Raw genomic sequence first — 13,962 nt, 5'->3', positions numbered from 1 at the left:
GGCTGTTTGACGGAGAAGAAGACGCCTCGCGCCCGGACGGAAGAGGCGTGGCGGGGTGCTCAGCCCCGCTGCTTGAGCCACACGCGCAGGGGGCCCACGGACTCGAAGCCCAGGCTTCGCCATGTGTCGAGCGCCTCGCCGTGCTCGTAGCCCACGATAGGAAGGCCCGGGAACATCGTCCGCAAATGCGCGAGCAGCTCCGCGTGGAGGCGGGGTGGCGCACCTTCGGCGAGGAACGTGTTCGACAGGCCCACGACCCCCGCGGCCCGTGAGGCGATGCCTCCGGCCAGGGGGTGCGCTGGCTCGCCCGCGGCGAGGAAGACGACCCCTTCCTCCTGGAGCAGGGCAGGAGGAAACACCGGGGCATGGGCGGCCCCGGGCGGGTGGCTCCACGCGGACTCCCACGACTCCAGCTCCCCGGGTGTCCGCACCCTCCGCCAGGGCACGTGCGGGGACGTGTCGGGTACGATCGAGTCCGGGGCCGGAGCGGTCCGGGCGGGCTCATTGCAGGGGACACTCTTCGGCTGTCCCGAAGGCGGATACACGCTTGTGGCGCCCCCGCGGTGCGAGCTCCGTGCGCACCGGGGCGAATCAATCTTCCTCTGGTGGTCGGGGGATGAAGTGCATGCCGTCGTGCGGGCCGAGGTGGACGGCGACCGGATCGCGCGGCTGCGCAACTACTATCACGCGCCAGAGGTGCTCTCCGAGGTCTGTCGCGAGCTCGACGTCCCCTTCCGCACCCACGGCTACCGCCCAGGTTCTGCCTGAAAGGCGCCACCATGAAACTCGAAAGAGTCCAGTCTGCTGACGGCACCTCCGTCGCGTTCGAGAGGACGGGCAGGGGCCCTCCGCTCATCCTGGTCGGAGGAGCGTTCTGCGACCGTTCCGCTCCGACGTCGGGGACGCCGCTGGCGGCGCTCCTGGCACATCGCTTCACCGTGTGGAGCTACGACCGGCGCGGCCGCGGAGACAGCGAGGACACGGCGCCCTATGTGATTGAACGGGAGGTGCAGGACCTCTCGGCACTCATCACCGCGGCAGGCGGGTCGGCGTTCGTGTTCGGTAACTCGTCCGGCGGCCTCCTGGCCCTCGATGCCGCCGCCCAGGGACTCCCGATTCCGAAGCTCGTCCTCTACGAGCCTCCAGTCATCCTCGATACGACCCGGGCGAAGCACTTCGAGGCCCTTGCGGAGCAGCTCGACGAGGCCGCTGCGGGGGGACATCGTTCAGAGGCGGTCGAGCTCTACTTCACCCAGGTGATGCAGATGCCCGAGCCGGGCCTCGCCCGGATGCGAGCGTCGCCGATGTGGGAAGGACTCAAGCGGCTCGCGCACACGCTCAGCTACGACCTCCGCATCACGGCCCGCGGGGCCACGAGGCTCGAGCAGCTGCCCGCCGTGCGCTCGGAGACGCTCGTCATGGATGGAGGCGCAAGCCCACCCTGGATGCGCGAGACGATCCAAACCCTGGCACGCGCCATTCCCCAGGCGCGGCACCGGACGCTGGAAGGACAGACACACGCAGTCGATCCCAGGGCCTTGGCCCGAGCGCTGGAGGAGTTCCTCGGCGAGTGAGGGCCGCGAGCCCGCGCCCCCTCCAGCATCAAGATTGTATTCCCTTCAATGCCTGAAAGAATGGACACATGAACTCCAGAGTCCATTCATCAAGTCGCATCATCGGCGCTGCCTTCATGCTCTCCCTGTCGTGGCTTGCCACGAGCTGTGGAGGCGACGTATCGGAAGCGAACAATGGAAACGTGCCCCCGACTGTCCTTGAGGGTGCCACGCCTCCGCTCGGAACCTGCGACCGGCTCGCCAGCAACGCGGCGACGCTGGCAAGCCAATGGAGCGCGGCGACCGCGGGGCAGACGATCTGCCTGGCCAGTGGGAGCTACGGCACGTTCTCCGCGGGAGCAAAGCCCGGAGTGGTCACCGTCAAGCCCCAGAGCGGGGCCACCCCAACCCTGGCGCTCCACTTCAACGGTGCGAACAACGTCCGCCTTGAGGGACTCACCCTCACCTCGGCCGCGTTGCTGGGCTCCACCCGAAACGTGACGATCACCGGCAGCCGCTTCACGGGCGCTGCGACGATTGACGGGGTGTCCCAGTCCAACATCCTGTTCGACGGCAACACGCATCTCAACATCAACGCCCCCACGGGCGCCGCGCCGGCACGCATCCACCTGCCCTACAGCAGCCCGACACCCTCCGGCGTCACCATCCAGAACTCGCGCTTCGAGGGGGGCGACGCGGACGGCATCCAGACCGGGGTGGCGGTCAACATCCTCAACAATCAGTTCAAGGACATCCAGGAGAACGGCCCCAATCACACCGACGCGGTCCAGCTGCTCGGAGCTCCGGGCGCGGTGGTTCGAGGCAATTACTTCCTCAACTGCGCTTCGGGCATCGTCGCCTACGACGGCGTCGAGCGCGCGGTCATCGAAGACAACGTGCTGGATCTGCGCGGTCGTCCGTGGGCCATCGAGCTCTACTCGGATGACGGTTCGATCATCCGCCACAATACGCTGCAGCATGGGGTGTGTGACTGGAACCTCCCCTGCGGGATCATCGACATCACTCGCAAGACGGCGGACGACGTCGGGCGGGGCACGGTGATTGTTGACAACGTGGCGACGGAAATCTCCGTGTCCAACGGCTCCACCGTGGCGGAGCGCCACCACAACCTCCTTCGGCAGGACGCCCAGAGCGGCGAGCTGACCGGAGTCCCGGTGTTCATGGGGGGAGCCGCTCCCACGGACCGGTCCGGCTTCCGCCTCGCTCCGGGTTCGCCCGGAAAGGGCGCGGCCTCGGACGGCACGGACCTCGGGGTGCGTTGACGGCCCGGGGCGGCCAGGGCAGGGGGCCCCAAGGGATCCGCACGGAAATCCCTCGAAATTCTTTTCTGGGACGGCTCTCGGCTTTGCGGCTCTCCTTGGTGGAGGCGCGGTTCTCCCTGCGAAGGGCAGACCCGCGGCTCCACTGAGACACAAACACGCGCCGAACCCACACTGGAGAGCCCCTCGTGAAAAAGTATGTCTTGCTGTCGATGGTCGCCGCTGCGCTCGTGGGTTGTGGAGGCGTCGGGGAATCGCCTGAGCTGGAGGGACAGGAGGACGTGGCCGGCGAATACATCGCTCCGGTCATTCAGGAGGACGAGACGGGGCGCGTCACCGCCACCGGGGCCAACTGCCACGTCGACCTCCAATGGTGCAAGTCGCCCACCACCGGCACCTTTCAGTGTGTCAATAACGGTCAGTGCACCTTCTCGCAGGCCGTGAGCTACTGCCTTTCGTTGGTCAACAGGATCTGCTGAGCGCGGTGTTCCAGGCGCGGGTGGAGGACGACGACCGCTAGGGATTGGGGCAGGTGGCCTGGTCGTTGTTGCCGTTGATGGTCCGGGTGGGCGGCGGCCCCGTATGGACGCGGTCCGCCAGCCGCTGGGCCTGGCAGGTGGGCAGCAGGGGGTTGTCCTGCACGTCGAACCATTCTGTCGTCGACACCAGGGCCTCCATGCCCAGGTTTCGCAGGGCCGGGTTGTGCGCCACCGTCAGGGTCGCCAGCTCGCGCAGCCCGGCCAGGCCGGACAGGTCCTCCAGCAGGATGTTCTGGTGGACGGCGAGCAGGTCCAGCCGCACCAGCCTTCCCAGCGCGCTCAGGTCCTTGAGCGCCGGGTTCCGGGAGATCTCCAGCGTGTGCATGGCGCTGATGGAGGACAGGTCCTTCAGCTCGTGGAGCACGGCGTTGCCGGACAGCCGCAGCAGCCTGGACACCTGGAGCACCGGCATGCCGCTCACGGACTCCAGTGAGGGATTGTCCTGGATGCCCACCTGCTCCACCTGGGTGAGGTGGGGGATGGTCACCGTCTTGAGTCCGGCGCACTCCGCCACGGTGAGCTCCCGGAGGGACGTGAGGCCGTCCAGGCCCGACAGCGAGGTCAGCGCGGGCAGGACGGCGAGCAGCAGCTGATCAGCGCTTCGCAACGTGGCCAGTCCGGAGAGTGACTCCAGCGCCGCGTTGTCGGTCACCCAGACATTCGTGGCGAAGACGAGGTTCGGCAGGGACATGGACCGCAGCGCGTCGTTTGCCTCCACGGTGAGGTTCAGGGACAGGTGGGTGATGTGTGGGAAGGACAGGGTCTGCAATTGGGGGAGATTCTGCACCCGCAGTTGCCGTCGCGGATTCAGCGGCGTCAGGCCTTCAAGCGAGGCGAGCTTCGGCGCGTCGCCCACGACGACGTCCTCGTCGACGAAGACCGGAGGCCCGTCCGTCTTCCCGATGGAGACCGTCTCCAGGGCGGGGTTCTCCCGCAGCTCGATGCTCCGGGCGAACCGCAGGTGGGGGAGCGACACCTGGGCCAGCCGCGGATTGTTCATGACGCGCACTGTCCCCATGACGACGACCAGCTCCGGCAGGCCGAGGACGTCCAGGGTCTCGCTGGTGATGACCAGGTCGCCGTCCACGCGGGTGACTCCCTGGAGGGCGGCGAGGTCCGCCGCGCTCCCCACCAGGTAGTCGCCATCATGCACGCGCGTGGGCTGGCACACGGTGAGCGTGGTGAGGGGCTCCGTGTCGGGCTGGCGCTGGCCGTCGCCGTCCAGGTCCGGCCAGGCGTCCACGCGCGCACCGGCCTGGCCACACCGTCCCCCGGCCGGCTCGGGGTGGACCTCGGAGCGGACCCGGGTGCTGTCCACCATGCAGAAGCCGTAGGAGGCCTGGACCTCCGCGTCGTCGAGCGCGCCGGTGCCGTCCACGTCCTCGCCGGCCTCCAGCATCGTCGCGCCGCTGGAGCACGAGGGGGTCCAGCTCACCGGCCGCAGCCGCGTGAGGACGGGCGCGACGCGCGTGCAGGCCGTGAGCTCGCGGGTGACCTCGGCGTCGGCCAGCACGCCGTCGCCGTCCAGGTCCTGCCCCGCCTTCGTCACCTGCCCGCCCGTGGGGCACGCGTCACCGGGGGCGAGCGTTTCGGTTCGCACCAGCACCGTGCCGGCGCAGAGGTACTCGGTGCTGGTGACCTCGTCGTCGCCCAGCGTGCCGTCGCCGTTGACGTCCAGGCCCGTGCGCACGGCCTGTCCGCCCCGCGCGCACGCGGCGCCTGGCGGTTCGGGGACGACGCGGGAGAGGGCCTGGGGGCTGAAGACGCCAAGGTCGATCGGTGCGCAGCCTCCCGCGACCAGGGAGAGTGCCAACCACGGACCCCGAATCCACCGCATGCGTCGCTTCTCCCGTGACACCCGGCTGGCCGCCGGAGACACGGGAGAGGATAGCGGCCCGGCTTCCTCCGCACGAGAGGTGAGGCCGGACCGGGCCCTGTCCGTCCGCTCAGGAAGCCAGGGCTTCCGGCCTGGCCGCCGTGTCGTCCGGCTTCACCAGGGGCCTCTCGGAGCCGAAGCCCACGGCGATGATCTCGTTGCGGGGCTCGGAGTACCAGGGCCGCGTCTTGCTTCGTGTCATCCGCATCCACGAGCGCGTTTCACCGGGCTTCCGTCACTGCCAGGACGGTTCGACGTCGTTCGCGCTCACGGTGTTCGTCAGGTTGGTGAGGTTGCCGTTGACGGACCGCATGAAGATTTCGCTCCGGCTCGTGCCGCCCGGAAGGCGCTCGAACACCAGGGTATCGGAAGTAGGACTGTAGGCCGGGCATTGGTCGTCCTCCGGCCCGTTCTGCAGCGCGACCAGACCCGTCCCGTCCGCGTTCATGGAGTAGAGGTCCCGCTCGTACAGGCTCTGCACCGAGATGCTCGCGGTGAAGGCAATCTTCGTCCCCGCCGCGTTGTAGACCGGGAAGAACGAGGTCCAGTTGGAGGGGCCTTCGTTCAGCCTCACCAGTCCCGTCCCATCCACGTTGATGCGGTAGATGCCCCGGAAGGGAATGTCCGACGTGCTCAGCGCCTCGTAGCCGAACACGACCTTCAGGCCATCGGGGCTGAAGCTCGGCGTGAGGTAGCTGCCAGCGCCTTGCAGGTCCGTGGCCAGGAGGGTCTGGTTCTGGCCGTTGGCATCCATCAGGTAGAGGCTGCACCGGGAGGTGCAGTGGGCGAAGACGATGCGCGTCCCGTCGGGGCTGAAGGCGGGTTGTTCGTCATCACCTTCCCAGTTCGTGAGCCGCTGCATGTTGCTGCCGTCGATGTTGGCGGTGACGATCTCGAAGCCGCCAAAGTACGGGAACGTCTGGCCGTAGGCACGCTGCCAGACCACCTGGGTGCGCGCCTTGTTGAGTTTGGGGCGCCGGTCCATCACGAGGTCGTTCGTGAGGCGGGTCAACACGGTGCCATCGGTGCCCATCACGAAGATGTCGTAGGTGTTGAGGGTTTCGGTGGAGTCGCTTCCCCGGTTCGACGCGAAGGCGATCTTCGTCGGCGGTGGGCAGTTGGGGAGGCACGTCTTCGCCGTGACGTCGTCCTCCGCGACCTCCTGTCCAGGGCTGGAGACACCGCACGCGGCCGTCAGCAGGACTGCTCCAAGGATGCAGCTTCTTCCCATCATCATGGCACTGGCTCCCAACGGAAGGGCGAACATGACGTCGACAGAGCAAGGGCAGGGCCAATCCACGTTCAAGGCCGCTTCCCCTGGAGCGACCTGTGAGGACGGCAAGTCTTGCCGCGATCCGGCGCTTCGGGCCGGCAAGAGTCGCCGGCGCCGGCTGGGTTTGCCGGCCGTGGACCTGCTCATCCACCGCGAAGGCGCGCCGTCGTCCAGGCCATCACCGCCGAAGCTGTCCCGGGCCTTCAACTCACGGCGCCGCGAGCTTCGTCACGAACGTGTCGGAGGTCCCCACCAGCGTGTTGCCACCGAAGTTCCCCCCCGTATAGCCCCCCAGGTAGAGGTTGCCGTTGGGCTCCCGGTTCACGCCATTGCTGTAGACAGCGGCCTGCCCTCCCGCTGGCGACACCGCCGGATCCTGCTGGACCACCCACAACCGGTTGCCCGCGGTGTCGAACTTCGCGACGTAGTTGTGCGCCTTCATGACCGTGGTGTTGGTGAGGTTGCCCACGTCTCCCTGCGCGCCGCCGCTCACGTAGATCTCCTCCCAGGTCCGGTTCGTCGCGATGCCGTAGCCCTGCGCGAAGCTCCCCGGCGCGCCCAGCTGGACCGACCAGATGCGGTCGCCGTTCCGGTCGCGCGCGTGGAGGAAGGCATCCCTCCCGCCAATCATGGGATTGCCGTCCAGGCCGCCCGTCGTGTAGCCCGTGATGTACGAGCGTCCCGCCGGGTCTCCCACGAGGTCATTCACGCGCGCGGGAATCCCCACCGCCCCGGAGGTCCGCGTCCAGAGGGCCGTGACGGGGTTCGTGACGCCGTCGTTGACGCAGGTGATCAACTCCAGCCGGTTGAGGGAGATGACGACCACGCCCGAACGGGTGTCGTTGTCGTCCGTCACGTGCAGGCGGTACTGGCTGTAGGTCGCGGGGGCGGAGAGCGTGAACTCACGCCGCTCGAACCCGCCACAGTTCGTCTGGTTCGTGCGCGTGTCCAGCACCACCCACGCTGAGCCGTTCCAGCCCTGGAACGTCCAGTCCCTGGGCGCGCGCGTGGTGAGGCTGGGGCCGTTGGCGAAGGCGAGGGCATCGCGGTGGATGGCGGCGGTGCCAGCGGGCACCTGGTAGGCAAGCCACGCGGGCGCCTGGTCCACCGCGGAGATCCACAGCGGCTGTTGTTCGCGTCGAACGCCTTCCAGGCCTCGTAGGTATCGCTGAAGACCCCCGAGCGCGTCACGCTGCCCGCCGGGCTCGTGGAGCCCGTCAGTGCCGGCACCGCGGAGGAGCAGTCGACCTCGGGCCGCCCCAGCGTCGGCATGAACCCTTGCACGAACGTGCTGTAGGTCTCGTTGATCATCCGCTGCGACTCCGCGGCGATGGTGGCGAACACCAGCGACGACTTGCCCGAACCCGAGACGCCGGTGAACACCGTCAGCCGCCGTTTGGGAAGTTCGAGGCTCACGTCCTTCAGGTTGTTCTCGCGGGCACCCCGGACGCGGATGAGGTCGTGGCCGTCCGCGGGATGCGGGCTGGAGGAGGGCATGCGCTGGGTCATGGAAGAGGGCACCCAAGGTGGGCGGGTGGGGAGCAAGGGAAGGTGCTGGATGGCTTCTATCCTGTCCATGCGCCTGCCATGCATGGCATCCTTTCCTGACCATGGAGATGGGAGGGCATATGCGAGGATTTGTCGTCGCGGTGATGAGCGCTGCAATGCTGATGGGGTGTGGTGGTGTCGAAGTCGAGCAGGAGGGGCCCGAAGTCGAGGCGCCGCAGGACACGACGCAGCTCTGGCGATGCGGTAAGGACTACTTCATCGACTACTACGCGGACCCCGCCCATACCCAGTGGGTCGGCTCGCAGCAATGCATTTGCAACGAGGATCGCATCTCGACAGGCGTGACGAACACGCAATACCGGGTCTTCGTCTACGAGTACTCCTGTTCCCGCGCCCTCCCACTGTAGCGGGGGCTTGAGACCCCCGGCGCAGCAGGGCCGCCGGTCAAGAGGGGGGCTCTCACCCAGGCCCCCCTCCTTCAGAAGAGCCCCGGGCCGACAACCGCGAGCAGCTCCTCGGTGGTCCCCTTGTAGGAGATCCCCACCGCGCCCAGGTGGCCGGTGCACCAGGGCTGGTCCGCCACCCAGCGGGCCACGAAAAGGGGAGGCGCGGATTGTCCCCGCCCCATGCCCGGATGGGACACCTGGCGACAGCGTCCGCACCCGGCCGCACGTCAGGAGGTTGCCTTCTCCACCAGTTCCCCCAGCGTCTCGAGTTCCTTCGGGAAGAAGCCGCGGACGTTCTCCTTGGCCTCGGGGTCCAGGAGCAACTGGAACCAGAGCTTCACCAGCGTCTCCACCTGCTCCCCGAAACTGGGGTCCTCCGACCATGCGTTCAGCGTCGCCACCAGGTCTGGCGGCGGAGCGTCCTCATCGAGCAGCACCGTCACGGGCTTCGACGACTGCCGAGAGACCGTGACCTTCGAGCTGTCGTGCTGTTCCATCGAGGTGCTCATGAACACAGGCTTCTGCTTGCGCGCATTGGAAGCCCGCTCCTGCTTCTGAACGAACTTCCGGCCCTCCTCGTTCTGCAAGGCCCTGGCCGCGGGACGAACCAGGCGGGTGCCGTCCTCGGCGAAGAGGAACCACTGCAGCAGCACGTCCTGGAGCAGGTAGAGATACAGGGTGGAGAACCGGCCATACGATGATTCATCCGTGGGGTCCGTCTTCCGGACGAAGTTCTCGAACAGGGCAATCTTCTCGGGACGCCCCAGGTCCGAGACGGACTGGCTGTAGCGGACCAGGGGCCTGCACTTGCGGATGAGCTCGAACAGCTCCTCGACGACCCGGAAGCGGACGCCCGTCGCGGACGGGAGCATCGTCACCGTCAGCCGCTCGAAGCCCGGCACCACCCCGAGCATCTTCTCCCAGCGCTCCGCCTGCGGGTTCCCCTCGTCCTCGATGAAGATGGTGGGAACGCCCAGGTAGGCGGGGCCTTCGAGCACGCCGCTTCGCATGCCGATGCTGACCGTGCGGTAGGTGCGCGCCAGGAAGTCGATGAACCGCAGCTGGGCGATGCGGCCCTGGCCATCGTCGTCGCTCGCGAGAGCCTTGTGCTTCCAGAACTCGATGAGGTTCAAGCCGGTGCTGAAGGGCGGCCACATGAAGCTCTCGTGCTTCCTCGCGCCCGAGCTGCGGCTGTAGAACTTGTCTCCAATGAATGCATACGGAATGCCGCGCTCCTTCAGCATCCGGGCAATCTGGGAGAGGCCCGAGATGCTGGTGTCCAGCTCCGGGTGGGCGGGATGACTCTTGTCCTTCTTGCCGCTGAACCGGACCCAGAGCAGCGCCAGCTTCCCCCCGGCCAAGGGCCGATGCGACTCGTTGAGTTGGCTGGCGAGTTGCTCGACCAGCTTGGAGAAGGCCTCGTCCAGGGACTTCTGCGGTGTGCCAATCCAGTGCGTCTGGAGCATCTGGGTGGCCAGGGTGGCATTCACCTTGAAGGCATTGCTGACGATGGAGTTCGAGTAGCCGACGTGGAGCCCCTGCTGGCTGTCCTTCGCGGCGCGGTAGAGGGCCTCCACATCACCGCCGGCCCAGTCGTTGCTCGGGTGCCGCACGTCCGCGAAGACAATCCTGTCGCGGGAGATCCCACTGGCCCGGTAGAATGCGGAGATGTTCCGCACCTCGGTTTCCGCCTCTGGGTCCTCCCCGTCGCAGATGAGGCAGACCTTCTTCTTCGAATCCAGTATCAGCGCGGCCGCCACGGCATACCGGTCACCGCTCGCGTACCAGGCCTGAAGGATGATGTTCATTCCAGACGTTCCTTCGCCGCCCCGAAGGACCGTCAGGGCTGGACGAACGCCAGAATAGAGCACGGGCCGCGCGCCGGGGGTGACGGATTCTCCGTCGCATGTTCCACCCCCCTGCGGGCAGGGGTGTCAGTCGCGTGGCTTCAGGATTTCATCCAGGATCGCCGGTGTGCCCTCGACCCGCCGCAGCCGGGGATAGCGCAACCCCTCATGCCAGGGAATGAGGGCGGAGCGGGTGGCCGTGCCCTGGCGCCAGGAGAGCCGCAAGGGCTCCTGGTGGGCGGTGGCCTTGACGGCGTCCTTCAGTCGTTGCGCAGCGTAGGGGCTCCCATTCACGGCCGTCACCACCGCGCCGGGCAGCAGGCCCACCTTGAAGGCAGGCCCTTCCCAATCCACCCGGAGCACCTTGCCGTCCTTCGCGAGCGTCATGCCGAGCGAGTCGCCGAGATCCACGTTCCCGCTCGCCGCCTCGGCCCGCCGGACGGCGTCCGTGGGTTCCTCGCTCCAGGTGAGCGTGTAGCCGCCTTGCGTGATTCCACCCAGGGGCGGGGCGTCGTGCGTCTCTTCAATCCGGGAGCGGAAGAAGCCTGACCAGTCATGGGGCAGGATGTCATTGAGCGTGGTGACGATGTCTTCCAGCGTGTACGTCATCGTCACCTGGCTGCCCGCGCGTACGCCGAAGAACGCCCGAGCGAAGTCATCCAGCGACTTGCGGCCGCCACTGCGCTGCCGCAGCAGCGTGTCGGCCTCCAGCCAGATCAACGCGCCCTCGGAGTAGGCATCGAACATGTCGCGCTGCCAGCCCCGCCAGGAGAGCGGCTTGCGGCGCTGCACGACGGCGTCGTTCGTCACGTCCCGGAGCGGGCGCCAGCGCCGGCCGGGGCGGCTGGCCATGGCCGCCGCGGTCGCGGCCCAGTCGTCGAGCGCGTCCTCCCGCGTCCACAACCCCGCCCGGGTGGTGAGCACGTCCTGCCAGTAGGACGTCAATCCCTCGAAGACCCAGAGCAGTGAGTCGCGCTCTGGCGTGTTGAAGTCCGGCGTCCACATCTCCGCGGGGCGGCGGAACAGGCCATTCCACGAATGAACGAACCCATGCGCCAGACGTCCACGGTGCTCGGGCCTGTCCTTCCAGGTCGTGAAGAAGTCGGCGGGGAGGGCGTTCTCACCCGCGCGGAGGTGTTCGAAGTAGCTGGGGCCGAAGCCGTCCGCCAGCCAGACCATCAGGTCGTAATGGTCGTAGTGTTGCGAGCCGAAGAGCCGGTAGGCCTGTTGCACGAGTGCCTGGTAGCCCCGGACGAATCCGGGAGGCGGTTCGAGCCCCGCGGCGTCGTCGGCCACGATGTTCACGTGGACCGGGACGGGATCGTCGCTCAACAGGATGCGTTTGAAGGCACGGCCGGCAATCACAGGTGAGTCAACCAGCGTGTCCAGCGTCACCGGCTGGAACCGGACCTCACCGCCCTCCCGTCGGGCGACGGTCAGCGGCGTGGCGAACTCCCAGGTGGGCGGCAGCTTCACGCTGGCCTCATAGGTGATGCGCCGGACGTAATGGCCCGCGGGATACAGCACCAGGTGATGCCATTGCAGGTCCAGCATCGTGGACGTGGCCACCACTGGGCCCACGCGCGGCTCCGTGGCGCCCAGGAACTGGGAGTGCACGTCGATGGACGTCACGCCAGCGGGGATGTCGATGTGGAAGGCCGCGACCTGGACGGCGTCGCGGGTCCAGGCAATGACCCTCTTTCCGGCCTGGACCTTCAGCCCCGCGAGTCCTTCCAACGGACCGGTGGGCCCATGGTCCCCGGGAAGCCACTGCGGGAAGAGCAGCGTCAACCGCCTTCCGGGCGCGACCGGGAGGGTCTGCTTGACGCGGAAGAGACCGCGCGCCGTGTCGGTGGCGTCGACGTGCAAGCGGATGGTGCCGGGGAAGGGCGTGTCACGCGGCGCCTGGATGGGCGGCGGCATGGGCGCGGGTTGGGGCAGCGGCCAGGACTGGGATGCGGAGGGTGCCTGGGCGTGCGCCGCCGTCGAAACCATCCAGACGGCCACCGTGGCGACAACGCATGGCATGACCCTGACGCTTCGAGTTTGGGCGGGAGAGGCCGGCATGACGAGCGTCGTAGCCCGGACCCGCCTTGCCGAAAATTCCGAAGTCTGGAAGCCTGGGTTCGAGGAAATCGAACGATGCTCCCCCGGATCAACCTGGACATGGATGTCTTGCGGACGTTCGTGACGGCCTTCGAGCTGGGCAGCTTCGCCCGGGCCGCCGCACGGGTGGGCCGTTCTCCGTCAGCGGTGAGCTCCCAGCTGCGCAAGCTGGAGGAGCAGGTGGGCCGCGCGCTGGTGGAACGCTCCGGGCGCGGGCTGGTCCTGACCGAGGCGGGAGAGGTGCTGCTGGGCTGCGCGCGGCGGATCCTCGAACTGAATGATCAGACCGTGGACAGCTTGCGAGGCAGCGAGTTGGAGGGCGAGGTCCGCCTGGGGTTGCCGCAGGACTTCGCCGAAACCTGGCTGCCCCGGGTGCTCAGCACCTTCGCGCGCGCGCATCCGGCGGTGCGCATCCAGGTGCGCACCGAGCGCAACGCCCACCTCGTCAACCACGTGATGACGGGCAAGCTGGACCTCGCGCTTGCCTGGAGCGGTGGGGCTCGCGGCTGCAGTGAACGCATCGCGGAACTGCCGCTCGTGTGGATTGGTCAGCCTGGCTGGCAGCGCACCGGAAGCCGCGGCCAGCCGCTGCCGCTCATCGCCTTCGAAGCGCCCTGCGTGTTCCGGGAGGCCTGTACGACCGCCCTGGACCGGAAGGGGCTCGCCTGGCGGATCGCGTTCGCGAGCCCGAGCCTCGCGGGCCTGTGGGCGGCGGCCGAGGCGGGGCTGGGCGTGACGCTGCGAACGGCCTTCGGCCTGCCGAAGACGCTGGCCGTGCTGGAGCCCGGCGCCTCAGGGCTGCCCGCGCTCGGGAGCGTTCCGGTGCACCTGCTCAGGGCCGAACGGGAGCCGAGCAAGACCGTGGCCCAACTGGCCAGCATCCTGCGTGAAGCGCTCGCGCAGGAGCTGACGACACCCCGGCGCGCGCGGCCGCGCGGCGGGGGCTGACGCTCACCGGAGCTGGGCCGCCACCAGTGCCGCGTAGGTGCCACCCCGCTCCAACAGGTCGCCATGGCTGCCCGCCTCCACCAGTTGCCCATCCGCCATGGTGAGGATGAGATCCGCGCCCACCACGGTGCTCAGCCGGTGCGCGATGACGATGCGCGTGCAGTGCAGCCCGGCGAGGGCCTCCTGCACCCGGAGCTCCGTGATGGAGTCCAGCGCGCTGGTGGCCTCGTCCAGCAGGAGGACCGCGGGCTTGTTCACCAGGGCCCGCGCCAGGGCGAGGCGCTGCCGCTGTCCTCCGGAGAGGGAGGAGCCGTGGTCCACGAGGATGGTCTCGTAGCCCATCGGCATGGCGAGAATCTCCTCGTGGAGCTGGGCCAGCTTCGCGGCCTCCACCACCGACTCCAGGGGGAGGGTGGGGTCCGCCAGCGAGATGTTGGCCCGGATGCTCGTGCCGAAGAGGAAGGTGTTCTGCATCACGATGCCGAGCTGCTGCCGCACGGAGCGCAGCTCCATCCCGAGCAGATCCTTCCCGTCGTAGAGGACCCGGCCCGAGGACGGGCGGTGCATCCCCCGGTCCTCCCCCTG

15 protein-coding genes and 1 pseudogene are annotated in these 13,962 nt (G+C 68.1%); 6 read left to right on the top strand and 10 right to left on the bottom strand.

Annotation, left to right across the window (positions count from 1 at the left end; translation table 11 throughout):
• Nucleotides 1-59: 59 nt before the first annotated feature.
• On the bottom strand, nt 60-431 hold the full coding sequence (locus tag D7V97_RS12535; protein ID WP_147444788.1) for a hypothetical protein: 372 nt from the start codon (nt 429-431) through the stop codon (nt 60-62).
• Between the two features lie 190 nt (nt 432-621).
• Here D7V97_RS12535 and D7V97_RS45320 point away from each other — a divergent pair, with 190 nt between their 5' ends.
• From D7V97_RS45320 to D7V97_RS12515, 4 genes are all read left to right on the top strand, one after another.
• Complete coding sequence (locus D7V97_RS45320; RefSeq protein WP_199728785.1) at nt 622-768, top strand: hypothetical protein; 147 nt, start codon at nt 622-624, stop codon at nt 766-768.
• An 11-nt stretch (nt 769-779) separates the two neighbouring features.
• Nucleotides 780-1,574, top strand: a complete 795-nt coding sequence (locus D7V97_RS12525) for an alpha/beta fold hydrolase (protein WP_120610851.1) — start codon at nt 780-782, stop codon at nt 1,572-1,574.
• A 182-nt stretch (nt 1,575-1,756) separates the two neighbouring features.
• Nucleotides 1,757-2,836, top strand: a complete 1,080-nt coding sequence (locus D7V97_RS12520; RefSeq protein ID WP_233582710.1) for a right-handed parallel beta-helix repeat-containing protein — start codon at nt 1,757-1,759, stop codon at nt 2,834-2,836.
• 185 nt (nt 2,837-3,021) lie between these two features.
• The gene (locus D7V97_RS12515; RefSeq protein WP_120610849.1) at nt 3,022-3,312 is read left to right on the top strand and encodes a hypothetical protein; all 291 of its coding nucleotides are present in this window, start codon (nt 3,022-3,024) and stop codon (nt 3,310-3,312) included.
• A 37-nt stretch (nt 3,313-3,349) separates the two neighbouring features.
• On the opposite strand, the gene D7V97_RS12510 is transcribed toward D7V97_RS12515, so the two are convergent.
• From D7V97_RS12510 to D7V97_RS45845, 5 genes and pseudogenes are all read right to left on the bottom strand, one after another.
• Nucleotides 3,350-5,185 carry a leucine-rich repeat domain-containing protein gene (locus tag D7V97_RS12510; RefSeq protein WP_147444787.1) on the bottom strand — a complete coding sequence of 612 codons (1,836 nt, stop codon included), beginning with the start codon at nt 5,183-5,185 and terminating at the stop codon, nt 3,350-3,352.
• 133 nt (nt 5,186-5,318) lie between these two features.
• Complete coding sequence (locus D7V97_RS46485; RefSeq protein ID WP_255424792.1) at nt 5,319-5,450, bottom strand: hypothetical protein; 132 nt, start codon at nt 5,448-5,450, stop codon at nt 5,319-5,321.
• A 33-nt stretch (nt 5,451-5,483) separates the two neighbouring features.
• Nucleotides 5,484-6,485, bottom strand: coding sequence for a PD40 domain-containing protein (locus D7V97_RS12505; RefSeq protein ID WP_158623348.1), 1,002 nt, complete (start codon nt 6,483-6,485; stop codon nt 5,484-5,486).
• 244 nt (nt 6,486-6,729) lie between these two features.
• Nucleotides 6,730-7,629, bottom strand: coding sequence for a hypothetical protein (locus tag D7V97_RS12500; protein WP_199728784.1), 900 nt, complete (start codon nt 7,627-7,629; stop codon nt 6,730-6,732).
• Between the two features lie 53 nt (nt 7,630-7,682).
• Nucleotides 7,683-8,030: pseudogene (locus D7V97_RS45845) on the bottom strand (excinuclease ABC subunit A); the annotation flags it as partial.
• A 119-nt stretch (nt 8,031-8,149) separates the two neighbouring features.
• On the opposite strand from D7V97_RS45845, the gene D7V97_RS12490 reads away from it, so the two are divergent.
• Complete coding sequence (locus D7V97_RS12490; protein ID WP_120610845.1) at nt 8,150-8,437, top strand: hypothetical protein; 288 nt, start codon at nt 8,150-8,152, stop codon at nt 8,435-8,437.
• Nucleotides 8,438-8,508: 71 nt separating this feature from the next.
• Here the strand turns inward: D7V97_RS12490 and D7V97_RS12485 are convergent, their stop codons facing one another.
• The 3 genes from D7V97_RS12485 to D7V97_RS12475 form a co-directional block, all read right to left on the bottom strand.
• Nucleotides 8,509-8,658 (bottom strand): CocE/NonD family hydrolase, encoded by a 150-nt coding sequence (locus tag D7V97_RS12485; RefSeq protein WP_120610844.1) that lies wholly within the window; start codon nt 8,656-8,658, stop codon nt 8,509-8,511.
• Between the two features lie 45 nt (nt 8,659-8,703).
• The gene (locus D7V97_RS12480) at nt 8,704-10,284 is read right to left on the bottom strand and encodes a hypothetical protein (protein WP_120610843.1); all 1,581 of its coding nucleotides are present in this window, start codon (nt 10,282-10,284) and stop codon (nt 8,704-8,706) included.
• A gap of 126 nt (nt 10,285-10,410) precedes the next feature.
• On the bottom strand, nt 10,411-12,351 hold the full coding sequence (locus D7V97_RS12475) for a M61 family metallopeptidase (RefSeq protein WP_158623347.1): 1,941 nt from the start codon (nt 12,349-12,351) through the stop codon (nt 10,411-10,413).
• 114 nt (nt 12,352-12,465) lie between these two features.
• On the opposite strand from D7V97_RS12475, the gene D7V97_RS12470 reads away from it, so the two are divergent.
• Complete coding sequence (locus D7V97_RS12470) at nt 12,466-13,377, top strand: LysR substrate-binding domain-containing protein (protein ID WP_120610841.1); 912 nt, start codon at nt 12,466-12,468, stop codon at nt 13,375-13,377.
• Between the two features lie 3 nt (nt 13,378-13,380).
• On the opposite strand, the gene D7V97_RS12465 is transcribed toward D7V97_RS12470, so the two are convergent.
• Nucleotides 13,381-13,962, bottom strand: a 582-nt coding sequence (locus D7V97_RS12465; RefSeq protein ID WP_120610840.1) for an ATP-binding cassette domain-containing protein, incomplete at its 5' end; no start/stop codon positions are given.

The sequence above is a fragment of the Corallococcus sp. CA053C genome, from assembly GCF_003611675.1.
GTDB lineage: Bacteria > Myxococcota > Myxococcia > Myxococcales > Myxococcaceae > Corallococcus.
Note: the sequence above shows the minus strand (reverse complement) of the source record. Positions and strands in the feature narration are given on the sequence as shown.